Annotated in this window: 21 protein-coding genes and 1 tRNA gene; 11 read left to right on the forward strand and 11 right to left on the reverse strand. The window is 66.7% G+C overall.

The window, feature by feature from the left end; translation table 11 throughout:
- Positions 1 to 21: 21 nt before the first annotated feature.
- The gene (locus tag J2805_RS10900) at positions 22 to 486 is read right to left on the reverse strand and encodes a Fur family transcriptional regulator (protein ID WP_309976313.1); all 465 of its coding nucleotides are present in this window, start codon (positions 484 to 486) and stop codon (positions 22 to 24) included.
- A 125-nt stretch (positions 487 to 611) separates the two neighbouring features.
- Between J2805_RS10900 and J2805_RS10905 the strand changes: the two genes are divergently transcribed.
- A complete protein-coding gene (locus tag J2805_RS10905; protein ID WP_309975983.1) occupies positions 612 to 1,268 on the forward strand; it encodes an MBL fold metallo-hydrolase in 657 nt (218 codons plus the stop codon).
- On the opposite strand, the gene J2805_RS10910 is transcribed toward J2805_RS10905, so the two are convergent.
- Positions 1,265 to 2,344: a PLP-dependent cysteine synthase family protein gene (locus J2805_RS10910; protein WP_309975985.1), complete on the reverse strand. Its 1,080-nt coding sequence runs from the start codon at positions 2,342 to 2,344 to the stop codon at positions 1,265 to 1,267. The two genes, J2805_RS10905 and J2805_RS10910, sit on opposite strands and share 4 nt — an antisense overlap.
- 154 nt (positions 2,345 to 2,498) lie before the next feature.
- On the opposite strand from J2805_RS10910, the gene J2805_RS10915 reads away from it, so the two are divergent.
- The 3 genes from J2805_RS10915 (at position 2,499) to J2805_RS10925 (ending at position 5,019) form a co-directional block, all read left to right on the forward strand.
- Positions 2,499 to 3,335, forward strand: coding sequence for a sulfurtransferase (locus J2805_RS10915; protein ID WP_309975987.1), 837 nt, complete (start codon positions 2,499 to 2,501; stop codon positions 3,333 to 3,335).
- 77 nt (positions 3,336 to 3,412) lie between these two features.
- Entirely contained in the window at positions 3,413 to 4,594 is a 1,182-nt protein-coding gene (locus J2805_RS10920) for an NAD(P)-dependent alcohol dehydrogenase (RefSeq protein ID WP_309975989.1), read from the forward strand.
- Positions 4,591 to 5,019, forward strand: a complete 429-nt coding sequence (locus J2805_RS10925) for an HIT family protein (RefSeq protein ID WP_309975991.1) — start codon at positions 4,591 to 4,593, stop codon at positions 5,017 to 5,019. The genes J2805_RS10920 and J2805_RS10925 overlap by 4 nt, the downstream gene beginning before the upstream one ends.
- Before the next feature lie 161 nt (positions 5,020 to 5,180).
- On the opposite strand, the gene hrpA is transcribed toward J2805_RS10925, so the two are convergent.
- From hrpA to J2805_RS10940, 3 genes are all read right to left on the reverse strand, one after another.
- Positions 5,181 to 9,134 (reverse strand): ATP-dependent RNA helicase HrpA, encoded by a 3,954-nt coding sequence (hrpA, locus tag J2805_RS10930; protein WP_309975993.1) that lies wholly within the window; start codon positions 9,132 to 9,134, stop codon positions 5,181 to 5,183.
- 13 nt (positions 9,135 to 9,147) lie between these two features.
- A complete protein-coding gene (locus tag J2805_RS10935) occupies positions 9,148 to 10,176 on the reverse strand; it encodes a helix-turn-helix transcriptional regulator (RefSeq protein ID WP_309975994.1) in 1,029 nt (342 codons plus the stop codon).
- A 140-nt stretch (positions 10,177 to 10,316) separates the two neighbouring features.
- Positions 10,317 to 10,484: a hypothetical protein gene (locus tag J2805_RS10940; protein WP_309975996.1), complete on the reverse strand. Its 168-nt coding sequence runs from the start codon at positions 10,482 to 10,484 to the stop codon at positions 10,317 to 10,319.
- Positions 10,485 to 10,565: 81 nt separating this feature from the next.
- Between J2805_RS10940 and J2805_RS10945 the strand changes: the two genes are divergently transcribed.
- Complete coding sequence (locus J2805_RS10945; protein ID WP_309975997.1) at positions 10,566 to 11,534, forward strand: GlxA family transcriptional regulator; 969 nt, start codon at positions 10,566 to 10,568, stop codon at positions 11,532 to 11,534.
- Positions 11,535 to 11,609: 75 nt separating this feature from the next.
- On the opposite strand, the gene J2805_RS10950 is transcribed toward J2805_RS10945, so the two are convergent.
- From J2805_RS10950 to J2805_RS10975, 6 genes are all read right to left on the reverse strand, one after another.
- Positions 11,610 to 11,912, reverse strand: a complete 303-nt coding sequence (locus tag J2805_RS10950; RefSeq protein WP_309975999.1) for a protealysin inhibitor emfourin — start codon at positions 11,910 to 11,912, stop codon at positions 11,610 to 11,612.
- A 62-nt stretch (positions 11,913 to 11,974) separates the two neighbouring features.
- Positions 11,975 to 13,018: a M4 family metallopeptidase gene (locus J2805_RS10955; RefSeq protein WP_309976001.1), complete on the reverse strand. Its 1,044-nt coding sequence runs from the start codon at positions 13,016 to 13,018 to the stop codon at positions 11,975 to 11,977.
- Positions 13,019 to 13,203: 185 nt separating this feature from the next.
- A tRNA-Arg gene (locus J2805_RS10960) sits at positions 13,204 to 13,276 on the reverse strand.
- A gap of 77 nt (positions 13,277 to 13,353) precedes the next feature.
- A complete protein-coding gene (locus J2805_RS10965) occupies positions 13,354 to 14,865 on the reverse strand; it encodes an FAD-dependent oxidoreductase (RefSeq protein WP_309976315.1) in 1,512 nt (503 codons plus the stop codon).
- Positions 14,866 to 14,870: 5 nt separating this feature from the next.
- Positions 14,871 to 15,743, reverse strand: a complete 873-nt coding sequence (locus tag J2805_RS10970) for an FAD:protein FMN transferase (protein ID WP_309976002.1) — start codon at positions 15,741 to 15,743, stop codon at positions 14,871 to 14,873.
- Positions 15,744 to 15,800: 57 nt separating this feature from the next.
- A complete protein-coding gene (locus J2805_RS10975; RefSeq protein WP_309976004.1) occupies positions 15,801 to 16,277 on the reverse strand; it encodes an FMN-binding protein in 477 nt (158 codons plus the stop codon).
- Between the two features lie 229 nt (positions 16,278 to 16,506).
- On the opposite strand from J2805_RS10975, the gene argS reads away from it, so the two are divergent.
- From argS to rho, 6 genes are all read left to right on the forward strand, one after another.
- Complete coding sequence (gene argS, locus J2805_RS10980) at positions 16,507 to 18,171, forward strand: arginine--tRNA ligase (protein WP_309976006.1); 1,665 nt, start codon at positions 16,507 to 16,509, stop codon at positions 18,169 to 18,171.
- Positions 18,172 to 18,176: 5 nt separating this feature from the next.
- Positions 18,177 to 19,670: a diaminopimelate decarboxylase gene (gene lysA, locus J2805_RS10985; protein WP_309976008.1), complete on the forward strand. Its 1,494-nt coding sequence runs from the start codon at positions 18,177 to 18,179 to the stop codon at positions 19,668 to 19,670.
- Positions 19,671 to 20,987, forward strand: coding sequence for a homoserine dehydrogenase (locus J2805_RS10990; protein WP_309976010.1), 1,317 nt, complete (start codon positions 19,671 to 19,673; stop codon positions 20,985 to 20,987).
- Positions 20,988 to 22,094: a threonine synthase gene (gene thrC / locus J2805_RS10995; RefSeq protein WP_309976012.1), complete on the forward strand. Its 1,107-nt coding sequence runs from the start codon at positions 20,988 to 20,990 to the stop codon at positions 22,092 to 22,094. It abuts the gene before it with no gap.
- A 2-nt stretch (positions 22,095 to 22,096) separates the two neighbouring features.
- The gene (gene thrB, locus J2805_RS11000) at positions 22,097 to 23,083 is read left to right on the forward strand and encodes a homoserine kinase (protein WP_309976014.1); all 987 of its coding nucleotides are present in this window, start codon (positions 22,097 to 22,099) and stop codon (positions 23,081 to 23,083) included.
- Between the two features lie 347 nt (positions 23,084 to 23,430).
- The gene (gene rho, locus J2805_RS11005) at positions 23,431 to 25,608 is read left to right on the forward strand and encodes a transcription termination factor Rho (protein ID WP_309976016.1); all 2,178 of its coding nucleotides are present in this window, start codon (positions 23,431 to 23,433) and stop codon (positions 25,606 to 25,608) included.
- Positions 25,609 to 25,744: the final 136 nt, after the last annotated feature.

The raw sequence follows: 25,744 nt of genomic DNA on the forward strand, positions 1-25,744 counted from the left end.
ACTCCGCGGCTTGGCTGTGTGCTAGCCCGCGGCGGCCTTCCGTGCCGTGCAGTCCGGGCACAGGCCATAAATCTCAACGGTGTGGGCCACCTCGGTGTACCCATGGTCCGCTGCGGTCCGTGCGGCCCAGGTCTCTACTGCGGGAGCCTCCACTTCCACGGCCTTGCCGCAGTTGCGGCACAGGAGGTGGTGGTGGTGACCGGTGACGGCGCACCTCCGGTACACGGCCTCGCCCTCGCCGTTCCGCAGGACATCAACCAGCCCGTCGTCGGCGAGCGACTGCAGGATCCGGTAGGCAGTGGCCAGGGATACGGAGGTGCCCTGGTTCTGCAGGATCCGGTAGAGCTCCTGGGTACTGACGAAGTCGTCAAGCTCATCCAGGGCGGCGCTCACCGCAAGTCGCTGCTTGGTGACACGCTGCTCCCTGCCGCCGGTGGCGGCCGGTGCGGCTAGCTTTGTGCCGTCGGCTTTGGCGCCGTGGGCCATGGATGGACTCGCTTCCCTGAGGGGTGTTGGCAATGTCCAAGATTACCAGCCGGGGTCGATGGGACTGCCTTCATACGCACTGCCGTTCATGGACACCGCCGTGCGGGCCACCCTAGGCTGGCTCCATGAAGCTGACCAAGTTCACCCACGCCTGTGTCCGGCTCGAAAAGGGCGGACAGGCGCTCGTACTGGATCCAGGCACGTTCTCCGAGACCGGCCAGGCACTCGACGGTGCCGGGGCCGTCCTGATCACCCACGAACACGGCGACCACGTTGATGTCCCCGCCGTGGTCCTGGCCCTGCAGGGCAATGACGCGCTGCAGGTCTTTGCGCCCGCGGGCGTCGTGGGGAAGCTGCGGTCCGAGGCGCCGTTTGCGGAGCCCAGGATCCATGAGGTGGATCCGGGCTCGACCTTCAGCGCCGCCGGATTCGACGTGCGGACCTTTGGCGGGCAGCACGCACTGATCCACCCCCAGATTCCAGTGGTGGCCAACATCGGATACCTGATTGACTCCAACGTGTACCACCCCGGGGACTCCTTCGTGATTCCGGACGGCATCCCGGTCCGGACCCTCCTGGTGCCGGTGCACGCGCCCTGGAACAAAGTGGGCGAGGTGGTGGACTTCGTCATCGGCGTCCGCGCCGCCAAGGCGTTCCCCATCCACGACGCACTGCTCAACGAAACCGGGCTCGGCCTCATTGAAGGGCACGTCAAGCGGCTGGGGGGCAAGTACGGGACTGAGTATGCGCACCTGTCCAGCGGTGATTCGGTGGAAGTCTAGGCGCCAGCTGGCCAGGTTCCGGTGTCAAAGAAATCCCTGAGGGTGTCCTCATGCGGCCGCGGGTCCAGGCCGCGGGCCTGAAGCCACGCGTCGTTGTAGTAGCTGCCCGCGTACCGGTCACCGGCGTCGCACATGAGCGAGACCACGCTTCCCTGCGTTCCGTCCTCGACCATTTCCGCGATCAGCTGCCACACGCCCCAGAGGTTGGTCCCGGTGGACGGACCGGCATGCAGCCCGGCAAAGTCCCTGAGGTGCCGCATCGCGGCCACCGACGCGGCATCGGGCACCTGGATCATGTGGTCGATCACGGCCGGCACGAAGCTGGGCTCCATCCGCGGCCGCCCGATGCCCTCGATGCGTGACGGCATCCCGGTGCTGAAGCCGGCAACGCCGTCCCTCCAGCCGGGGTAGAAGGCAGAGTTCTCCGGGTCCACGACGGCGAGCTCCGTGCCATGGCGGTGGTAGCGCAGATATCTTCCGATGGTGGCGCTGGTGCCGCCGGTGCCCGCCCCCACCACGATCCAGCGGGGAACCGGGTGCTCTTCGAGGGCAAGCTGCTGGAAGATGGACTCGGCGATATTGTTGTTGCCCCGCCAGTCGGTGGCCCGCTCGGCGTAGGTGAACTGGTCCATGTAGTGCCCGCGGGTTGTCCGGGCGACTTCCTCCGCGGCGGCGTAGACCTCCGAAGCGTGGTCCATCAGGAGGCAGGACCCGCCGAACTGCTCGATCAGGTCTATCTTCTCCGGACTGGTGGTGCGGGTCATGACGGCGATGAACGGAAGGCCCAGGAGCCGGGCAAAGTAGGCCTCGGAGACGGCCGTGCTGCCGCTCGAGGCCTCCACGATGGTGGTCCCTTCCCGGATCCAGCCGTTGACCAGGCCGAAGAGGAACAACGAACGCGCCAGCCGGTGCTTGAGGCTGCCCGAGCGGTGCGTGGATTCGTCCTTCAGGTACAGGTGGACGCCCCAGTGTTCCGGCAGCGGAACAGAGTAAAGATGAGTGTCCGCTGACCTGTTGTTTTCGGCGTTGATCCTGCGGACGGCTTCATCGGCCCAGGCGCGGTCCTGGCTGCTCACACGGTTACCTGCTCTGTTCACCGATTCAGCCTACCCGGCACGGAGCACCTCCACGGCTACAGTTGGAATCGGCTGACCGCCCGCACCAAGCCTGCCTGCACATGGTTTCCAGGACCGGGCCGGACAGCCTGGCATCCGAACCAAAGGAGATTTGATGAACCCCCTCATGGACGTGTCGGCGCTGAACCACCGGATGACCTCCGGTGAGCGCACCGTTCTGCTCGACGTGCGCTGGGCGCTGGGCGATCCCCACGGCCGCGAGCACTACTTGGCGGCCCACATTCCGGGCGCAATCTATGTCGACCTGCCCACCAAGCTGGCTGCGCCGGCGGATCCGAGCCAGGGCAGGCACCCGTTGCCGCCGCTGCAGCAGTTCCAGGAATCGGCGCGGTGCTGGGGCATCCGGGACCACGACGTCGTGGTTGCGTATGACGACACGGGCGGCACCGCGGCCGCGAGGCTTTGGTGGATGCTCCGGAACGCCGGCTTGTCCGCCGTCTTCCTGCTCGACGGCGGCCTGGCCGCGTGGCGTGCGGCGGGGTACGCCACCGAAGGCGGCCTGGAGCAGGCATCGCTGGGCGACGTCACACTGACCGACGGCGCGATGCCGGTGATCGACGCAGCCCAGGCCGGTGAGTGGTCCGGACGGGGCGTGCTGCTGGACGCACGGGCGGGGGAGCGCTACCGCGGCGAGATCGAGCCGGTCGATCCGCGGGCAGGCCACATTCCCGGCGCTGTGAGCGCCCCCACGGCCGAAAATATCGGAAGCGACGGACGGTTCCTGCCCCCGGAACAGCTGCGGGAACGGTTCACCGCCCTGGGCGTGCGGCCGGACGTGCCCACTGCCGTGTACTGCGGTTCGGGCGTCACGGCTGCGCACGAAGTCGCTGCCCTGGAAATCGCGGGGTTCCCGGCGGCGCTTTACCCCGGATCGTTTTCCCAATGGTCCAATGACCCCGCCAACGAGGTAGCCACGGGGTCGGCTCCCTAAGCCCTGCTCCCTAAGCCCTGCCCGCTAAATCCGGCTCCGATTGGAACAGTGGACGGGGACGGGGGTAGCGTCGGACCATGACTCCCGGACGACCCGTACCGCCGCCCCTTGCCAAGCCCCTTCCCGGCACCGCGAACCCTGAAAGTGCATCCCACGAACCGGGGTCCGCCCCGGTTTCACGCCCGCGGCTGGCCGCAGCGTACGGCGCCACAGCCGGCGACAGCGGCCTCGTTCCGCTGACTGTCGCCCGCCGGGCTCCAAAGGATGACGACGTCGAGATCGCGATCGATTTCTGCGGCCTCTGCCATTCCGACGTGCACGCAACACGCGGCGAGTGGGGCGCGCAGAAGTACCCGCTGGTGCCCGGCCACGAGATCGTCGGCCGCGTCAGCCGTGTGGGTGCCGCTGTCCGGGATTTCGCCCCGGGCGACCTCGTCGGAGTGGGCTGCATGGTGGACTCCTGCCGTGAATGCGACAGTTGCCTGGACGGCTTGGAGCAATACTGCGAAAACGGCATGACCGGAACCTATGGCGCAACGGATGCCCGCAACGGCGACTCCATTACCCAGGGCGGCTACGCGACCTCGGTGGTGGTGGACCGCCGCTACGTGTTGCGGGTGCCGGAAAGTCTTGACCCCGCCGCCGTTGCGCCGCTCCTCTGCGCCGGCATCACCACCTACTCCCCGCTGCGGTATTTCGACGTCGAAGCCGGGGACGTCGTGGGCGTGGTGGGCCTGGGCGGACTGGGCCACATGGCCGTCAAGATCGCCAAGGCCATGGGCGCCGAGGTGAAGGTGTTCACCACCTCCGAATCGAAGTTTGACGCGGCCCGCGAACTTGGTGCCGACGAGGTCATCCTCTCCGGCGACGAAGCGTCCATGGCGGCCGCGAACCGGAGCATCGACGTCATCATCGACACGGTGGCGGCACCGCATGATCTCAACCCCTACTTCCGGACCCTGCGCCTGGACGGGGCGCTCTTCCAGCTGGGCCTGCCGTCCGAAGCAATGCCGCCGGTCAATCCCGGGGCACTGATCCGGCGGCGGATCGCCTACGCGGGCTCGCTGATCGGCGGCATCGCCGAGACCCAGGAGATGCTGGACTTCTGTGCCGAACACGGTGTCGTTTCCGACGTCGAGGTGGTGCGGGCCGACCAGCTGAACGAGGCCTATGACCGCATGGTGGCCGGCGACGTCAAGTATCGTTTTGTCCTGGACACCAGAACCCTCGGGACCCCATCGGAAAAGGCAGACGCATGAGCACCGTTTTCACCAAGATCATCAACGGCGAGATCCCCGGGCGGTTCGTCTGGCGGGACGAGGACGTGGTGGCGTTCCTGACCATGGGCCCCCTCGCTGACGGGCACACACTGGTGGTTCCCACCGAGGAAGTGGACCGCTGGACGGACGCTCCGCCGGCCCTCCTCGCCAGGGTGATGGAGGTTGCCCAGAAGATCGGCGCGGTCCAGGTGGATGTTTTTGATGCCGCCCGGGCCGGACTGATCGTGGCCGGGTACGAGGTCCACCACCTCCACGTCCATGTTTGGCCGTCCAACTCCATGGCCGACTACGACTTCGGTTCGGCGGACCAGAACCCCGATCCCGCAGAGCTGGATGCCAACGCCGAGAAACTCCGCGAAGGGCTGCGCCAGGCCGGTCACGCGGAGCACGTTCCCGCATCCTAACGCGCGTACCTGTCCTGCAAGGCGGGATTCGAGCAAGCCACGATTCGAGCGCCGGCTGGCCCGGACCGAGCGCGAACGGACACTTGAGGCCCCTTGGATGAAGGGCCTCAAGTGTCCGTTCGCGCATATCTGTGAGTAGGTGCCCTTTTTTTTGGGGGGGGCTACGCCGGGGCCAGCGCCTTGTTCAGCACCGCGCGGATCCGCTTCTCGGAGACGGAATAGGCCGTTCCGAGCTCGACGGCGAAGAGGCTCACCCGGAGCTCTTCGATCATCCAGCGCACCTGCGTTAACTCAGTGCCCGCGCGGCGCCCGGGCAGCAGCGCGGAGACGGCGTCGTCGTAGTCATCTTCCAGCGCCTGGACCGCTGCCATACTCAGGGCGTCCCGCTGGACGTTCCCGGGCAGTTTCTCGAGGCGTTTCTCGATCGCGGCCAGGTAGCGCGGCAGCTGGCTGAGCTGGGCGTAGCCCGTCCGTGCTACAAAGCCCGGAAACACGAGCTGTTCGAGCTGGCTCTTCACATCGTTGAGCGCGCTGATCAGCGCCAGGCTGGTAGTCCCCCTGAGCTGTTTTTCGATCCGGCGCGTACTGGCCAGGATCCGTTCGACGACGGCGGTCACGGTGAAGACCGTATCGATCAGCTCCGCCCGTACCTGCTCGAACAGGGCCTTGAAGGACGCCTCATCCCAGGGCAGTTCCGCCGGCGTGAGCTTGTCGATCGCCGCCAGCGCGCAGTCCGCGATCAGCGCTGACACGGAACCGTGCGGGTTCTGGCTGAACGTCAGTTTTTCGGTGTTGTTCAGGTGTTCCAGGACGTAGCGGTCCGGTGCGGGGACCTTCAGCGCCAGCAGGCGGATGACGCCGCCGCGCATGGCCTGTGCCTGTTCGGACGGGGTCTGGAACAGGCGGAGGGCAACGGAGGAGCCCTCATCGACCAAGGCGGGGTAGCCGGTGACGGTGTGTCCTTTCACCATGCCTTGGACCTGGCGCTGCACAGCGCCGAAGGTCCAGTCCGTCAGCCCCGTCTTCTCCACGAAGCCCGGCGTTCCGGCCACGTCCCCGGACGCTGCAAAGCCGCCGGCCTTCTGCGATGCCGGAGCGGTTTGGCCGTTCTTCCGCCCCTTGGGGGCTGTGGTCACCGGGGTCGCCCCCAGTGACTCGGCAATCGCCCGCCGTGTAGCCGGGGCAAGCCGTTCCTGCAGTTCCGCCAGGTCTTTGCCTTCGTCAAGCGTCTTGCCGTTGGAATCGACCACGCGGAAACTCACGCGAAGGTGGGGCGGCACGGCAGCCCAGTTCCACGACCCCGGCGGGATGACCTGGCCGCGGATACGGCGCAGGACCAGCTCGAGGGATGGTTCCAGCTCGTCGGTGGCGGGATCGAAGTCGGCCTCCAGTGCGGCCACTGCCTGTCGCGCGACATCAGGGGCCGGCACAAAGTTCTTCCGCACCTGCTTGGGCAGCGACTTGATCAGGGCGGTGACGAGCTCCACCCGCTGGCCGGGAATGAGCCAACGGAATGCTGCGTCGTCCAGCTGGTTCAGGAAGAGCACCGGAACCTCGGCCGTGACGCCGTCGGACGGGTTGGGCGGCGAGCCTGGAGCCACGGGGTGGAACTCGTAGCTCAGCGGCAGCTCGAAGCCTTTGTGCAGCAACGTCTTCGGGTAGGCCGAATCGTCGAGGGCCTCGGCATCTTCGCTGATCAGCAGCGCCTGGTCGAAGTCGAGCAGCGCGGGATCCTGCTGGCGCGCCTCCTTCCACCACTTGTCGAAGTGGCGTTCGGACACCACGTCCTTGCCAATCCGGGCGTCATAGAACGCGAACAGTGTCTCGTCGTCCACCAGGATGTCCCGGCGCCGCATCCGGGCCTCGAGCTCTTCGACTTCGTGCAGCAGTGCACGGTTGCGGTGGAAGAACTTGTGGTGGGTCTGCCAGTCGCCTTCGACCAGGGCGTGCCGGATGAACAGCTCCCGGCACAGCTCCGGATCCACCTTGCCGTAGTTGATCCGCCGGCTGGGAATGATGGGCACCCCGTAGAGGGTGACCTTCTCGTGGGCCATCACCGAGCCCATCTTCTTGGACCAGTGCGGTTCGCTGTAGCTGCGCTTGACCAGATCCGGCGCCACCTGCTCGGCCCAGAAAGGATCGAACTTCGCCGCGACACGGGCCCACAGCCGGCTCGTCTCCACGAGTTCGGCGGCCATCACGAAGGTAGGCGACTTCTTGAACAGCGCCGAGCCGGGGAAGATCGCGAACCGGCTGCCGCGGGCGCCAGCGTATTCGCGCTTGCGCTCATCGAGGATGCCGATGTGGCTCAGCAGTCCGGAGAGCAGGCTGATATGGATGCCGTCGTGGTTGCCCACCGGATCGGCGAGGCGCTTGTTGTCGAGGCTTATGCCCAGCGGCCGGGCCAGCTGGCGGAGCTGCGCGAACAGATCCTGCCATTCCCGGACGCGCAGGTAGTTGATGAACTCGGTGCGGCACAGCCTGCGGAACTGCGTGGAGGAAAGCTCCTGCTGCTTTTCCTGCAGATAGTTCCAGAGGTTCAGGAAGCCGGTGAAGTCCGAGTTCTCGTCCCGGAAACGCGCATGCTTCTCCGCAGCGAGCTGCTGCTTGTCCGTTGGACGCTCGCGCGGGTCCTGGATGGTCAGGGCCGCGGCCAGGATCATGACCTCACGGACGCAGCCCCGCTTGCCGGACTCCACGATCATCCGGCCGAGCCTGGGGTCCACGGGAAGCTGGGCAAGCTGCTGCCCGACGGCGGTCAGGCCGCCGCCGTTCCTGCCGGGGCCAGTGCCGGTGCTCAAGGCGCCGAGCTCCCGGAGGAGCGTGACGCCGTCGTTGATGGCGCGCGAGTCAGGCGGCTCCACGAACGGGAAGTTCTCCACGTCCTTGGGGCCGCGGGCCACACCCATGGCCGTCATCTGCAGGATGACGGCGGCGAGGTTGGTGCGCAGGATCTCGGGATCGGTGAACTGTGGCCTGGACTCGTAGTCCTCCTCCGAATACAGCCGTATGGCGATGCCGTCCGAGACACGGCCGCAGCGCCCGGAGCGCTGGTTGGCCGAGGCCTGGGAGACACGCTCGATGGGCAGCCGCTGCACTTTGGTCCGGTGCGAGTACCGTGAAATGCGCGCTGTGCCCGTGTCCACGACGTACTTGATACCGGGCACGGTGAGGGAGGTTTCCGCGACGTTGGTGGCCAGGACGATCCGCCGTTTGCTGCCGGGGTGGAACACCTTGTGCTGTTCCTGCAGGCTCAGGCGGGCGAAGAGGGGGAGGACCTCGGTGCCGGCAAGCCGCCGGTTGGACTGGATCCGGGCGTTGAGGGCCTCGGCGGCGTCGCGGATTTCGCGCTCGCCGGAGAAGAAGATGAGGATGTCGCCGGGCGCTTCGAGGGCCAGTTCGTCGACGGCGTCGCAGACGGCGTCGAGCGGGTCGCGGTCCTCTTCGAGTTCGTCGTCGGACGCGTTGTCTTCATCATCACCAGCGCCCGCCGCGCCGCCTGCCGGCTGGGACAGCGGCCGGTAGCGGATTTCCACCGGGAAGGTCCGGCCGGAAACCTCGATGATGGGGGAGGGCTCCTCCTCGGTGCCGAAGTGCTTGGCGAATCGTTCGGGATCGATGGTGGCGGACGTGATGATGATTTTCAGATCCGGCCGCTGCGGCAGGATGCGCTTGAGGTAGCCCAGGATGAAGTCAATGTTGAGGCTGCGCTCGTGGGCTTCGTCGATGATGATGGCGTTGTACTTGCGCAGCAGCTTGTCGCGCTGGATCTCCGCAAGCAGGATGCCGTCCGTCATGAGCTTGACCTTCGTGGACCGGCTGACCTCGCCGGTGAAGCGGACCTGGAAGCCCACCTCCTGGCCGATTTCCACCCCGAGTTCCTCGGCGATGCGTTCCGCCACGGTCCGGGCAGCGAGCCGGCGCGGCTGCGTGTGGCCGATCAGTCCGTTCTCGCCCAGGCCCAGTTCCAGGCACATCTTCGGAATCTGGGTGGTCTTGCCGGAGCCGGTCTCGCCGGCAATGATGGTCACCTGGTTGGCCGCTATGGCGGCCATCAGGTCCTCGCGGCGCTCGGAGACCGGCAGCTCGGCGGGGTACGAAATATGAAAAGTCATGGCTGGAACCAGTCTACTGTGGCGGGGCCTGACCGTTACGATCCGTTGCCGTACCACCCGCAGGGACACCACCTGCCGCCGGGGTCCCACCGCCTGCCGCGTTCCGCAACCGTTCGGCCAGCCTGCTGACATGCTGTGCGAACTCCGCCGGGGCCAGGATCTCGAAGTCCATGTCCAGCCCTGCCAGGTGCGCGGCGGGGGCCTCGAGCCGGTCCCAGCCCGCATGCAGGATGGTCCGGTCCGGTCCTTCGGCCGTCAGGGTGGCCACGTGCGGACCCACCAGGGCTGCCACGTCGTGCAGCGGCGCGTGCAGCCGCACCACGACGTCGTACCGGTACGGGGACCGCGTCACCGACCGCTGAACGTAGGCGGCCAGGTCGGGCGCAGGCAACGGCCGCGGCACATACTTCTTCCGTTCCACCGGCATGGAGGCAATCCGGTCCGCCCGGAATGTGCGCCAGTCCGCCCGGTCGCAGTCCCAGGCGACCAGATACCAGCGGCGTCCCGTGTCCACGAGCCGATACGGTTCCACCAGGCGTCGGCCCGCGCCGCCGTCGGCCCTTGTGTAGTCGAAGCTCACCTGGCGGCGGTCTGCAATGGCCGTGGACATCGCCGTCAATAGCAGCGGGTCCACCGGCGCAGCGTCGCTGGCGAGCGTGGTCACTGCGTTCCGTAGCGTCGAGAAACGGGTACGCAGCCGGGAGGGCAGAACCTGTTCGAGTTTGGCCAATGCACGCACGGAGGCCTCGCCGATCCCCGCAACCGGGCCCGCCGCTACCGAACTGAGGCCCAAAGCCACGGCCAGGGCCTCGTTGTCGTCCAGCAGGAGCGGCGGAAGCTGGGCTCCTGATCCCAGCTGGTAGCCACCTGCCACGCCGGGTGAGGCCTGGATGGGATACCCCAGGCTGCGGAGCTTGCCGATATCGCGGCGGACGGTCCGTTCGGTCACCTGCATGCGTTCCGCCAGCGCCGGTCCGGTCCATTCACGGCGGACCTGCAACAGGCTCAGCAACTGCAGCAGGCGGGCGGACGTCTGGATCATAGGAAAGAATGTACGCCCCTATGCGGACTAAAACTGTCCGGATAGGGGCGCAGGCTGGTGGGGTGGGATGAAGTTGGGTGCCGGGATGAGGAAATCGGGCCGTTGGCCGGCGCTGCGGCAGCCGGCCGGCACGGCGGTGGTCAGTAGTTCCGCAGCGTGTAGTTGACGCTCGGGAGGTCCAGCGCGGACCAGTCCTTCTCCGAACGTTCGGGAGGCGTGTGGCCCCGCCCGTCCTTGAGGAGTGCGGCGATGGTGGCCGACAGGATGACGAGCAACAGGATGATGAGTGCGACTCCAAAGGTTTCCATGCCTCTATGTTTCTCCCGTACGCGGCAACAAAACAGTGGCAGAAATGACCAAAAAGCTATAATTTCTGCCACAATGGAAGCATGCTCAAATCAGTGGCAGTGATTGTTGTTCCCAACTTTTCGATCTTCGAGTTCGGGACCGCGTTCGAGGTGTTCGGCATTGACCGGTCGGCGCGGGGGACCGGTGTGCCGGCCTTCGATTTCCGCGTCTGTACGCCGGAACCGGGCGATATCCGGCTCAAGTCCGGGTTGTCCCTGCACGTCGACCTGGGACTGGAGGCGGCCGCCGACGCGGACCTGGTCATCATGGCCCCCTATGGCCACGACGAGGACGTTCCCGAATCAGTCCTGGACGCGCTGCGGGCTGCGCATGACCGGGGAGCCTGGGTGATGTCCATCTGTTCCGGCGCCTTCGCCCTGGCACGCGCCGGCCTGCTGGACGGGCGCCGGTGCACCACGCACTGGCACTATTCGCAGGTACTGGCCAGCCGCTACCCGGCGGCACTCGTGGACGAAAATGTCCTGTATGTCCAGGACGGGCGGATCATCAGCAGTGCGGGCACCGCGGCCGGCATCGATGCCTGCCTTCACCTGGTGCGGGTGGAACTCGGTGCCAACGTGGCGGCGAGCATTGCCCGAGACATGGTGGTTCCGCCCCACCGGGACGGCGGCCAGGCGCAGTTCATCGACCGTCCTATTCCTGCCTGCGGCTCACAGCCGATGGAAGAGCTGCTGCGGTGGATGGTGCGGAACCTCGAACATGAGCACACCGTGAACGAACTGGCGGCCCGTGTCCACATGTCGCCGCGGACGTTCGCGCGGCGCTTCCGGTCCGAGACGGGCGCCACTCCCGCCGCCTGGCTGAACTCGCAGCGTGTGCTCCGGGCGCAGGAACTCCTCGAGTCCACGGAGCTGAACATCGACGAGATTGCCAGGGAGTCCGGATTCGGCCACTCCGTGCTGCTCCGGCACCATTTCGGCAAAGTGCTCGACACGAGCCCGCAGTCCTACCGGCGCGCTTTCCGCGGGAACCTGGAGCCAGCCGTCTAGCCGAAGCCCGTCTGGCCGACGCCGTCTAGGGGAACCCCCGCCGGCCGAAGCCCGTCTGGCCGACGCGCCCGGGGCCTACACGGAGCGGGGTCCGCCGTTCCGGGCGGCTTCGGCCGCCGCCCGCGTGTTATCCACGAGGACCCGCCACGGGCCGGTGACTGCCTGCTCCGGGAGGGTGGCCCGGTGCTGGCCGGCCTTGATCGAATACATGAATCTGTCCGGCCGGCCCCCGGCCTCAGCCGAGCGCGGGACGGCGTCCCAAGGGCAGGCCTCAACGAGCGGCTCCCAACGGCTCCTGTCCGTCGGCGTTGTGGCCTGGACACTCCACACCCGCTTGATAGCCGCAATCCCACCGCTGCGCTGGACAGTGATCTTCATGGCCTGGTTCCTGTGCTTCCGGTACTGCTGGCCGCCGGCTGACCGCTCCGGCGGCGATCCAGTTACAGCTTTACCTTCACAGTTTCCCACGCCTTCCGGACGGCGTCATGTTCCGGGGAGTCCCCGCCGAACAGTTCTTTCGCCGATGCGGCGGTTGCTTTGGCGAATTTGGTGAACGTGGCGTTGGCCGGCAGGGATCCTCCGGTGAGTGTGTCATACCAGATCCGGCCCGGCGTTTCCCAGGCATTGCCGCCGAGTTCCGACGCCACCAGGTAGAACGCGCGGTTGGGGATGCCTGAGTTGATGTGCACCCCGCCGTTGTCCGCACTGGTCCGCACATAGGAATCCATCGAGTCCGGCTGCGGATCCTTGCCCAGCACATCGTCGTCGTAAGCGGTCCCGGGCGCCTTCAGCGACCGCAGGGCGGCGCCTTCCACCTGATCGGTGAACAGGCCCTCGCCGATGAGCCAGCTGGCCGCAGATGACGGCTGCTTGGCGACGTACTGTTCCACGAGTGCGCCGAACACGTCCGACAGCGATTCGTTGAGTGCCCCCGCCTGATTCCGGTAGACGAGCCCGGCAGAGTGCTGCGTCACGCCGTGGGCCAGCTCATGTCCGATGACGCTGAGGGACCGGGTGAAGCGCTGGAAGATTTCGCCGTCGCCGTCGCCGAAAACCATCTGGCTTCCGTCCCAGAACGCGTTGTCGTACAGGTTTCCGAAGTGCACGGTGGCATCGAGCGGAAGGCCCTGCCCGTCAACCGAGTTACGGTCAAAGGCCTCGGCGTACAGCCGGTGCGTGTGCCCCAGCCCGTCATAGGCCTCGTCCGCGGCGGGGTCGCCCGTGCAGGGTTCCCCCTCCTTGCGGACCACTTGGCCGGGCAGGACTTCGGAGCCCCTGGCGTCAAAGACCGTGCGGCTGGGCGGACCGGGCTTGAGCTGCCGGATTCCGGAGGGGACAGCCGGCAACGGCTGTGCGCGGGTGGCCTGGATGGACCTGACATGGAGCAGCGCTTCCTTGGCTGCCCGCGCAACCGCGGAGAGGCGCGGTTCGTCCCGGGCCGCCAGCCGACGCAGCAGGTATGGCGGGATGATTGAGCAGTACATGAATTTCCCCTTCGCTCGTCGTTGGAACCAGCCTACGAGGGGGTGCCGACAATGCCGGGGGACACGCCTTCGGCGCCACGCCCCGGGAAGGCAGGTTCACGCCGGGCAGGTTCAGGCCGTGCAGGTCAAGGGCGGGCACGCGTTAAGCAGGAAACCCCGCCAGCTGGGCTGGCGGGGTTTGTCTGTGCCCTCGATAGGATTCGAACCTACGACCTTCTGCTCCGGAGGCAGACGCTCTATCCCCTGAGCTACGAGGGCAGTCAGGGTTTCCTGCCGTTGCCGGCGGGACGTCCTAGAGCTTAGCAGGAAGGTGGCCTCCAATGGAAAATCGGCCGTCAGTAGCCCGCAAAAGAGTCGGTGCGGATGCGCCGCGCGCCGGCGCTCCGGGCGGCGGCGCGCAGTGAACGGACGCTGGCGGGCGAGCCGGAAACAAACACTTCCCGCGCAGCAATATCCGGAACAAGTTCCTTGAGGGCCGCTCCGTCGAGCCGCGCCGGCGGCCGGGAAACCTTGCACGCGTCCTCCATGAACGGCGGCGGCGCAGAGCCGTCGGCGAGACGTGCGATGACCCGGGCACCGGACTGCTCAAGCGCATCCGCGTAGGCAAGTTCCGCAGCAGACTTGGCCAGGTACAGCAGGACGACGTCGCGGGTCTTCGCAGAACCTGCGGCGAGCTGGGCCAGGTACGGCGTGATGCCGATGCCGGCCGCAACCAGCAGGACGGGGCCGTCCGACTTGCGTGGAAGGACGAAGTCGCCGCCCACCGCAGTAGCCGTCACCGAATCTCCCGGCTGCAGCGCCAGCAGGGCACGCTTGGCTGCCGACACCGGCTCGGCGGTACCCACGCCGATCGTCACTTCCCGGGCATCCGGTGCGCTGGTCAGGCTGAAAACGCGCCGCCAGCCTTTCCCGTCGGACCTGGCGTGCGGCAGGTGCAGTTCCATGTACTGTCCCGGCGCGAAGCGGACCGCGCGTTCGGGCCGGAAGCTGAACTCCGTCGTCGTCGGGGTCAGTGGCCGGGATTCCTGGAAGTTCAGGCGGACGCCGCCGCGCTGCCCGGCCAGGAACGCAATCAGGTTCCCCACGAGCAGTGCGAGTTCGGGCGAGTTTGCCACGAAGCCCAGGTTGTAGGGCACCGCGAACACCACACCGACGACGGCGGCGAGCGCCAGCTGCTGCCAGCGCCGCGGCGGGAGGGTCAGCGGTTCGGTCAGCATGAAGCCCACGAAGAACAGCACCGGGCGCTGCGCGAGGGGCTGCCAGAGAGCTCCGCCCAGCGACATCCCGGCCCGGAGCAGTTCCGTGGCCACTATGGACACGGACACGGCCGTAAACACAGCACCCATGAGGATCTTCCTCGTGCGGTAGAGCACCAGCAGGATGCCGGGAACCAGGAGGAAGAGCATCGCCGGGGTGGCCGCCCACCACGTGGCGATGTTCAGTCCCGTCAGCCCTGCCGCGAAGGCACCGGCGGCGGCCGGATTGAAGATGTGCCGGCCGCGCCAGGCCAGGGCGTACTTGGAGGCCGACGCCAGGACGCATGCGAGGGCGACGCCCGCGACGTCCAGGGCTTTGAAGCTGGGCCAGAACAGGAAATACAGCAGCAGCCCGGTGATGAGCGAGGATTCGGAGTGCGGCCGGACGTGGAACAGTGCGGCCAGCCCGCGGTTCGAGGCGTAGGTCAGTCCCAGGCAGAGCGCCAGATGGGCCAGCATTTCGGGGATGCCGAACGTCAGCCAGCCCAGGACGTTGAGCAGCAGGCTGTACGCGGCCAGGACCGCAAGCACCCACAGCACCAGCCGGTACATGGTCAGGCGGTTCAGGGACGTGTCCGCCCGCTGGATCATGGAACTCATTCGAACAGCACTCCTTCGAAACCTGCTGAGTAGGCGGCGCTTCCGTCCGAGAAAACCGTAAGCCAGGAAAACTCAAAATCCTGCTCCAGCGCCTTGCCGGAAACGAAGAACAACGCGGTGGCAAGCGCATCGGCGGTCATGGCAGTCCCGGCCAGCGCCCACGTGGCAACCACTGTCCGCACCGGCGTCCCCGTGGTGCCGTCCAGCACATGGTGCAGCCCGTCACCCCAGGCCCGGCGGTTGGCTGCCGAGGCGCACAGTGCGCCAGCACCCAGGCTGATGGTGCCGATGGCCCGGCCGGGATCGTACGGATGCTCCAGCCCCACGGCCACCGGAGCGGGTCCGGAATTGAGGAGGTCGCCGCTGGCATCAATGAAGTGTTCGCTGACGCCCTGCGACCGGAGCTCCGCCGCAAGCAAATCGGCCAGCTGGCCCTTGCCGGCGGCTCCCACATCCAGCAGCACGGGGGCCATGGTGGTCAGCACGGTGTCGTCCCAGTCCAGCACGTCGTCCCACCGCGGGGCGGGCAACGGGGTTCCGCGGGACCGGAGCGAGTAGTTTGCGTCGTACCCCAGCTGTTCCAAGCTGCCGCCGATCAGCGGCGTCATGGCACCCGCGCTCAGCCGGTAAAGGCTCCGGTACAGGCGGCCCAGCGCGCCTGCACCGTCCGGCATCCGGTAGCGCCCCGGTTCTCTTGCCACCTGCGCCACGAGCGAGTCCGTCCGGAAACGGGACCACGCGGCGTCGTAATCCTCCACCACGTCCAGGAGCCGGCGGCGCTGGCCGTCGTCCAGGGGACCGGGCGTGGAAATCTCCCAGCCGGTCCCGATTCCTTCGAAACTAAACACTGCCCAGCCGGGTTGCGGCACGTTTTCTCCTTTTGGCGCGTGAACGGCTGGCGCGTGAACAGCTGATGCGGCGCCGCGCTACTGGGCTTCGGACTTGATCTTCTCCACGGCCTCGTTGAAGCCGCCGCTGGTCAGCGAGGAGCCGGCAACCTTGGAGACGTTCAGCTCATCCAGCTTCTTGCCCACGATCTGCGCCTTGATTCCGCCGGCGAACTCGCCCTGGAATTTACGCGTGTTGGGGTTGGAGGGATGCTGCGTGATGTTGACGTCGGACACCGTTCCGCCGGCGAGGGTCAGCTCAACGCCCACGGTTTCCGTGCCGTTGGGGGAGACATAGTTTCCGTCGGCGCTGTAGGTGCCGTCCTTGTAGCCGGACGCGGCAGATGTCGAGGCGCCCGTACTGGCGATCGGTGCACTGCTGGTTGCCGAGCCGGTGGAGGCGGCAGGGGACTGGGCCGCGGGTGCCTGGGCGGAGGGTGCACAGCCGGCGACGGTTCCGATCAGGGACATGCCGGCAAGGCCGACGAAAACGCTCTTGCGTACCGGGAAGCTCATGCAGGGACTCGTTTCGTGTAGTTGCGTATGGATGCGTGCTGACCAACATCCTGACTGAACCCGGGCACCGGAGTGGCCGGGTTCAGTCAGGCCGTTACAGGATGGACAACGTTGGAATCAGCGTAATGGTTCATGCTGTGACGAAACCCATGAATTTCCGTGCGCCTCCGCAGCGTCATGGCATGGCCCCGATTCCGCCGCTTTCGCAGGCCACCGGTAGGCTAGAAGGGTGACTCCCGAAGAACTCTCCCTCGCCATATCCGCCTGCCTGAAAGATGCCGTCACCACCGGTGAAATTGCTCTTTCCGCATCAGCCGTGCCGGACGAGGTGCGCGTGGAGCGGCCCAAGAACAGGGACCACGGCGACTGGGCAACCAACATCGCCCTCCAGCTCGCAAAGCAGGCGGGCACCAATCCGCGGGAATTCGCCACCATCCTCAGCGCCCGGCTGAAGACGATCGACGGCGTGTCGGCCGTTGACATCGCCGGACCCGGCTTCCTGAACATCACCGTCGACGCCGCCGCAGCGGGGGCGCTCGCCAAGGCCATCGTCGAAGCCGGACCGGAGTACGGCACCAACTCGGCGCTCGCCGGCCACGTGGTCAACATGGAATTCGTCTCCGCCAACCCCACCGGGCCGCTGCACATCGGCCACACCCGCTGGGCTGCGCTGGGTGACTCCATCGCCCGTGTGCTCCGGGCCTCCGGCGCCAAGGTCACCGCCGAGTACTACATCAACGACGCCGGCTCGCAGATGAACGTCTTCGCCCATTCGGTACTGTCCCGGCTGCACGGCCGCGGGGTTCCGGAGGGCGGCTACCCGGGCCAGTACATTTCCGACCTGGGCCACCACGTCCTGACCGAACACCCGGACATCCGCGAGCTGACGGACGTGGCGGCGCTGCCGGTCATCCGCGGCGCGGCCTACAAAGCCCAGATGAAGGACATCAAGGACACCCTCGCCGACTTCGGCGTCGCCTTCGACGTCTACTTCTCCGAGCAGGAACTGCACGACGCCGGCGCCATCGAAAGCGCCGTCGCGCGCCTTCGCGAGCAGGGCCACGTGTTCGACGACGGCGGTGCCGTCTGGCTGCGTACCACGGACTTCGGCGACGACAAGGACCGCGTGATGATCCGCGCGAACGGCGAACCGACGTATTTCGCCGCGGACGCCGCCTACTACCTCTCCAAGAAGGACCGCGGCTTCGACCAGAAAATCTACCTGCTGGGCGCGGACCACCACGGCTACATCCACCGGCTCAAGGCGATCGCAGCGGCCGCCGGCGACGATCCCGAGGCCAACATCGAGGTGCTCATCGGCCAGCTCGTGTCGGTGAACGGTGCCAAGCTGTCCAAACGGGCCGGCAACATCATCGAACTCAAGGACCTCATCTCCTGGCTGGGCAAGGACGCCGTCCGCTACTCGCTGGCACGGTTCCCCGCAGACTCCCCGCTCACCCTGGATCCCGAGCTCCTCAAGAAGCACAGCAACGAGAACCCCGTGTTCTACGTCCAGTACGCCCACGCACGCTCCCGCGGCACCGCCCGCAATGCGGTGGCGGCCGGAGTGGAACGCAGCGTTGACGGGAAGGACGTGTTCAACGCGGCACTCCTGGACCACGCCACCGAGAACGAACTGCTGTCCTACCTGGGCAGCTACCCGTCCATCGTGGCCAAAGCCGCCGAGCTGCGCGAACCGCACCGGGTGGCCCGCCACCTGGAAGTCATCGCAGGTGCCTACCACCGCTGGTATGACGCCTGCCGCGTCGCGCCGCAGGGCGATGAGCCCATCACCGACGTCAACCGCACGCGGCTGTGGCTCAACGACGCCACCAGCCAAGTGCTGGCCAACGGACTCGAACTGCTTGGCGTTTCGGCGCCGGAACGGATGTGATCCCCATGTCAGGACAGCCCGGGAATTCCTTGAACCACGCATCGCCGCTGGCACCGGAGTGGCTTGCCGTCCCGGCAGACCTCAACGCGCTCCATGAGTCCATGTGGGCCGCTGGCGTCGCCCGGAACGACGCCGGCGAACTCGCCATAGACGGCATTCCGGTCAGCGAGCTTCGGCGCCAGTTCGGTACGCCGCTGTTTGTGATGAGCGAGAACGACTTCAGGGCACGCGCCCGGGCCTTCAGCGACGCCTTCAATGACGCCTTCGCCGACATCTGCGGGGGAGTGGATGTCTACTACGCCGGTAAGTCCTTCCTATGCACCGCCGTCGTCCGGTGGGTGGAGGAAGAAGGCCTGCGGCTGGACACCGCCTCCGGCGGAGAGCTCGCGGTCGCCGACCGCGCCGGCATCCCGGGGGCGGACGTCGCCCTGCACGGTAACAACAAGTCCGACGGCGAGATCCACCGTGCGCTGGACATGAAGCTGGGCCGGATTGTGGTGGACAGCATCGCGGAGCTGGAGCGCGTTGCGAAGATCGCCTCGGACCGCGGTGAAACCGCCAAGGTGATGCTGCGGCTCACCCCCGGCGTGCATGCGCACACGCACGAATTCATTGCCACCGCCCACGAGGATCAGAAGTTCGGCCTCTCCATGGCGGAGGATTCCACCGACCAGGCCGGGCTGTCCGCCGCCGAGGAAGCCGTGGCCGCGGCCACAAGCTACCACAGCATTGAACTCCTTGGCCTGCACTGCCACATCGGCTCGCAGATCTTCGAACCGGACGGCTTCGCGCTGGCCGCGGTGAAACTGCTCAATTTCCTCGCCGCGATGCAGCAGAAATACTCCATCGTCCTGCCCGAACTGGACCTCGGCGGCGGATACGGCATTGCCTACACGCCGGTGGACACACCGCGCCCGCCGGCCGAGATCGCACAGGCGATGGCCGCCGTCGTACGTTCCACCTGCGCCGAACTGGGCATCACCGCTCCGCGGATCTCCATTGAGCCGGGGCGCGCCATCGTGGGCAGCACCACCTTCACGCTCTACGAAGTGGGAACCCTCAAGACCGTCCGCGTGGACGCTCCAGCCGATGCAACCGGCGAAAATGCCGGTGCTGCGGAGGGAACCGTTACGCATCCCCGCCGCTATGTGTCGGTGGACGGCGGAATGAGCGACAACGCCCGTCCGGTGCTTTATGACGCGGATTATTCGGCAATTGTGGCGTCGAGGACCTCCGACGCGGCGCCGCAGCTGTCCCGCGTAGTGGGCAAACATTGCGAGAGCGGCGACATAGTTGTTAGAGATGTATATCTGCCCGAGGACGTGGCAGCCGGTGATCTGCTCGCTGTACCGGGGACCGGCGCGTACTGCTGGGCCCTGTCAAGCAACTACAACTATCTGGCCCGGCCGGGCGTTGTCGCTGTGCGCGACGGATCAGCCCGGCTGATTGTCCGCGGGGAAACCGAACAAGATCTGCTGAACCGCGACATGGGAGTCTGAATGACTGAATTGCGAACCCTGAAGGTGGCCCTGCTGGGCTGTGGCAACGTTGGGGCCCAGGTGGCGCGGATTCTGACTGATGACGCCGACGCGCTGGCCGCCCGCGCCGGAGCACGCCTGGAACTGACCGGCATCGCCGTGCGCACCATCGACGCGCCCCGCGACGTTGAGCTGCCACGGGAACTGTTCACCACTGACGCGGACACCCTGGTCAAGGATGCCGACCTCGTCATCGAACTGATGGGCGGCATCGAGCCTGCCCGTTCCCTGATCCTCGCCGCCATCGAGAACGGCGCCTGCGTGGTCACCGGAAACAAGGCGCTCCTGGCCCAGGACGGTCCGACCCTTTACGAGGCGGCAGACAAGGCCGGCGTCCAGCTGTCCTACGAAGCAGCAGTAGCCGGCGCCATCCCCATCCTGCGCCCCATCCGCGACAGCCTCTCCGGCGACCGCATTACCCGGGTGCTCGGCATCGTCAACGGCACCACCAACTTCATCCTTGACCAGATGGATACCACCGGTGCGCAGTTCGCCGACGCCCTCGCGGAGGCGCAGCGCCTTGGCTACGCCGAGGCCGATCCCACCGCCGACGTCGGAGGCCTGGACGCCGCTGCAAAGGCGACCATCCTCGCCTCGCTGTCCTTCCACACCCGGTTCGACCTTGAGAACGTCCACTGCGAAGGCATCACCGAAGTCAGCGCGGCGGACATTGCCGCGGCCAAGGACGCCGGGTTCGTCATCAAGCTGCTGGCCATCGCGGAAAAACTGACCGCCGCCGACGGCAGCGAGGGCGTCTCCGTCCGCGTTCACCCCACGCTGCTGCCGCGTGAGCACCCTCTGGCGGCCGTACACGGAGCCTTCAACGCCGTGTTCGTCGAAGCCGAGAACGCCGGCGAGCTGATGTTCTACGGCCAGGGCGCCGGCGGAACCCCGACGGCGTCGGCTGTCCTGGGCGACCTCGTCTCCGCCGCCCGCCGTATCGTCCTGGGCGGACCCGCGCAGACCGAGACCACCATCGGCCACGTTCCCGCGCTGCCCATCGACGCCGTCAACACGAGCTACTACATCGGCCTCGACGTCGCCGACCAGCCGGGCGTGCTGGCACAGATCGCCCACCTGTTCGCCGAACACGGCGTGTCCATCGAGATCATGCGCCAGACCATCCACCGCGACGCCGACTCCAACGTGGAATCGGCCGAACTGCGGATCGTCACCCACCGCGCAACCGAAGCTGCACTGGCAGCGACCGTCCAGGCCGTGAAGGGCCTCGACGTTATCAATTCCGTTACATCCGTTCTTCGGGTAGAAGGAGTCTAAGTGGCTCACCAATGGCGCGGTGTCATCCGCGAATACGCTGATCGTTTGCCCGTAACGGAGAGCACCAAGGTCATTACCCTCGGTGAGGGCGGCACGCCGCTGGTCCACGCGCAGAAGCTGTCCGAGCTGACCGGCTCCACCGTGTACCTCAAGGTAGAAGGCATGAACCCGACCGGTTCCTTCAAGGACCGCGGGATGACCATGGCCATGACCGCAGCGGTGGCCTCCGGCGCGCAGGCCGTCGTGTGCGCCTCCACCGGGAACACGTCGGCGTCCGCCGCCGCATATGCCACGGCTGCCGGGCTGAAGTGTGCGGTGCTGGTTCCCGAAGGCAAGATCTCCATGGGCAAGCTCAGCCAGGCCATCGCGCACGGTGCGACGCTGCTGCAGGTGGACGGGAACTTCGACAACTGCCTGGACATCGCCCGCAAGCTCGGCGAGTCCTACCCCGTGTTCCTGGTGAACTCGGTGAACCCCGCCCGCATCCAGGGCCAGAAGACCGGTGCCTTCGAGATCGTCGATGCGCTCGGTGATGCACCCGACATCCATGTCCTGCCGGTGGGCAACGCCGGAAACATCACTGCGTACTGGAAGGGCTACAAGGAATACTCTGCGCCGTTCGAGTCCGAGACGGCCGGGACGCTTCCAGCGGTGTCCACCAGGACACCGCAGATGTGGGGCTTCCAGGCCGCCGGCGCGGCCCCTTTCGTGGCCGGCCACCCCATCACGGAGCCGGACACCATCGCCACGGCCATCCGGATCGGCAACCCTGCTTCCTGGGACGGCGCCATCGAGGCCCGTGACGAATCCGGCGGATTCATCGACTCCGTAACAGACGAGGAAATCCTGGACGCCCACCGCTGGCTCTCCGCCCGCGAAGGCGTCTTCGTCGAGCCCGGTTCCGCCGCCGGCGTTGCCGGTCTGATCAAGAAGCACGCGGCGGGCGAGGTACCCGCGGGCAAGACCATCGTGATTACGGTGACCGGCCATGGCCTGAAGGATCCGCAGTGGGCGCTGCGCACCGAGGACGGCAGCGATGTTCAGCCCGTCAAGGTGTCCAACGATGTGGTCACCGTGGCCGCCGAGCTTGGCCTGGAAGAAAAGTAGCCTTGGAAACCACCCTTACAGTCCCGGCCGAGTCTGCCGCGGGTACGCCGGCAGTCCCGGCCGGGCAGCTGGTGACCGTGCGCGTCCCGGCCACCAGCGCCAACCTCGGCCCGGGATATGACAGCCTGGGCCTCGCCCTTTCGCTGCACGACACCCTGACCGTGGAAACCCTGGGCAGCGGGGAGCTGCAGTTCGAACTGAGCGGCGAAGGTGCGGAGACGCTCCCTCGCGACGCGAGCCACCTTGTGGTCAAGGCCATTACCGAGGCGCTGCACCGGCTGGGCTTCCGGCACGCAGGCCTCCGGATCACTGCCGACAACGTGAACCCGCACGGCCGCGGCCTGGGCTCCTCGGCTTCCGCCGTTGTGGCCGCGGTGACCGCCGCCAATGCGCTGGTTCCGGAGTCTTCCCGCCGGGGCAAGGACTGGATCCTGCAGCTCACGAGCGAAATGGAAGGACACCCTGACAACGTCGCACCGGCCATATTCGGCGGGCTGGCGCTGTCATGGCAGGACAGTGACCAGTACAGCAGCACTTGCGCCACCGTGGCGGACTCGGTGATTCCGGTCGTCGCCGTGCCGGACTACGAGCTTGCTACCGAAGCGGCCCGCGCGCTCCTGCCGGCGTCGGTAGGCCATCATGCGGCGGCAATGAACTCCGGCCGGGCGGCGCTGCTCATCCATGCCCTCACCAGCAAGCCTGAATTCCTGCTAGCCGGCACGGAGGACTACCTCCACCAGAGCTACCGCGCGGAGGCCATGCGCCCCAGTGCCGAACTGATCCGTGCCCTGCGCCGCACCGGGCATGCAGCCGTTGTTTCCGGCGCGGGACCCACCGTGCTGGTGCTGGCCAACGGCGAAGACGAGGCCGCCGCGGTAGTGGACTTCATTAGCGCCTACACCCAGGCAAACACGCCGGATGTTGGCTGGCGCGTGATGAAGCTGGCGGTGGACGTCGAAGGTGCTAAAGTGGGAGTGCACCGGCGGTAATCCCGCAGGCAGTTAGTTCAAAGAATCAGAACCCGCAGTCAAAAGAATCCGATGTTGGCCATGGCGCCTGTCTAATCGTTTGCTGCTCTGAATTTCAACTGCGCAATAGTCTCCGGTGCCGCCTGCTAGGTCTGTCGCAGGAATCTGCAGAATCACTCTGCACCCCTGAAGCGTCAGTCCGCCATTCCGGTCTCTTGTTGGAATGTCGAGGTGTATCAGTATCCGGCCCTGCTGGCCGAATTCCATCCGGCAAGGCCGAAATACGGCTGTAGATCTGAACTGCAGCCCAGATCAAATCATCGCGTCCAGCTCCCAGTCTGGACGCCGTCGAGGGGGAAGGATCCTTCGTGACCGAAACCACTGAGCTGTCTCCAGCTGTGGACATATCATCTTCTGCTACCGATTTGTCGGCAGCACCCGCCAAGAGCAGCGGCCTTGCCGGCCTCAAGCTCGCCCAGCTGCAGGCTCTCGCCAGCCAGCTGGGTATTTCCGGCGGATCCCGCATGCGCAAAGGCGATCTGGTGACCGCCATTTCCGCTCATCGTGCGGGCACTCCAGCCACCAAGGCTCCGGCCAAGGGCGCTGAGAAGACCGGCGAGACCATCTCGTCACGGGCAACCGCACCGGCTGCTGCCCCTGCGGCTGAAACCGCTGAGGCTCCCGCCGCGGAAGGCACCCGTGCCCGCCGTGGCCGCAGCCGCCGCGCCGGCAGTGACGGCGTCGTGACCACGCCTGCCACCGAAGCCCCTGCTCCGGAAGCTGCACCCAGCGAGGCTCCCGCCGCGCCGTCTGCTCCTGAAGCCGGCCAGGCCGCCGTGTCCGAGGGTGCTGCGCCGGAAGCCGCAGAGCGCCGCCAGCCCCGCACCCGCAACCGCCGCCGCGGCGAAGCGGCAGCCCAGGCCCCCGCCGAAGCTGAAGCCCCGGCAGAGGCCCCTGCCGAGCAGCGTGAACAGCGCACCGAACAGCGTGGCGGTGAACAGCGCACTGAACAGCGCGAACAGCGTGGCGGTGAACAGCGCACTGAGCAGCGCGGTGCGGACCAGGGCGGCGAAGTTGCCGAAGCCGGTCAGCGCAGCGAACGCCAGGCCACCCGCACCCGTGGCGGCCGCGACGGCGGGGACACTTCCGGTGCGCGTGAAACCCGCCGGGAAGACACCCGCGAAAGCGATGACTCAGACGGAGGAAGCCGCCGTAACCGCCGCAACCGCCGTGACCGCAACGACCGAACCGGCGGCCAGGACAGCCGGGACAGCCGGGATAGCCGGGACAACTCGCGCAACGACCGCTTCCGCGACCGTAACGACCGCCGTCGTGGACGCGCCCAGGGTCCGGACGTCGACGACGTCGAGGTCACCGAGGACGACGTCCTGCTGCCCGTTGCAGGCATCCTGGACGTGCTGGAAAACTACGCGTTCATCCGCACCTCCGGCTACCTGCCGGGTCCGAACGACGTGTACGTGTCCCTCGCCCAGGTCAAGAAGTACAACCTGCGCAAGGGCGACGCCGTTGTCGGCGCCATCCGTGCACCGCGTGACGGCGAAGACCGTAGCCAGCAGTCGGCCCGCCAGAAGTTCAACGCCCTGGTCCGCGTCACGTCTGTAAACGGCAAGACACCGGAAGAGCTCAAGGACCGCGTCGAGTTCGCCAAGCTCGTCCCGCTGTACCCCTCCGAGCGCCTGCGCCTCGAGACGGACCCCAAGAAGATCGGCCCCCGCGTCATCGACCTGGTTGCCCCGATCGGCAAGGGCCAGCGCGGCCTGATCGTCTCGCCGCCGAAGGCCGGCAAGACGCTCATCCTGCAGTCCATCGCCAACGCCATCACCACCAACAATCCTGAGGTCCACCTCATGATGGTGCTCGTTGACGAACGTCCCGAAGAAGTCACGGACATGCAGCGCACCGTGAAGGGCGAGGTCATTGCCTCCACCTTCGACCGTCCTGCCGACGACCACACCACCGTGGCCGAGCTCTCCATCGAACGCGCCAAGCGCCTCGTGGAAATGGGCATGGACGTTGTGGTGCTCCTCGACTCCATGACCCGCCTGGGCCGCGCCTACAACCTGGCAGCACCGGCTTCCGGCCGTATCCTGTCCGGTGGCGTCGACTCCGCAGCGCTGTACCCGCCGAAGCGCTTCTTCGGTGCAGCCCGCAACATCGAAAACGGTGGCTCCCTCACCATCCTGGCAACCGCTCTCGTTGAGACCGGCTCCAAGATGGACGAGGTCATCTTCGAAGAGTTCAAGGGCACCGGCAACATGGAACTGCGCCTGTCCCGCCAGCTCGCGGACAAGCGCATCTTCCCGGCCGTGGACGTCAACGCGTCCGGTACCCGCCGTGAGGAAAACCTGCTTTCCCCCGAGGAAGTCAAGATCATGTGGAAGCTGCGCCGCGTCCTCTCCGGACTCGAAACGCAGCAGAGCCTTGAGCTGCTGACCAATAAGATCCGGGAGACCCAGAGCAACGTCGAGTTCCTCATGCAGGTCCAGAAGACGACGCTTGGTGCGAAGTCGGATAACGACAAATAGCTAAGTCAAAGGCGGGGTGTCGGGACTCTTTACGGTTCGCCGTACGGGATTCCGCCCCCGCCTTCGCCGTTCGGTTTTGCCGCCCCCGCCCCTACGCTGGGTGGCTGGCGATCTACGATCGTCAGCCACCCAGCTC

The sequence above is a fragment of the Arthrobacter oryzae genome, from assembly GCF_031454875.1.
Lineage (GTDB): Bacteria > Actinomycetota > Actinomycetes > Actinomycetales > Micrococcaceae > Arthrobacter > Arthrobacter oryzae_D.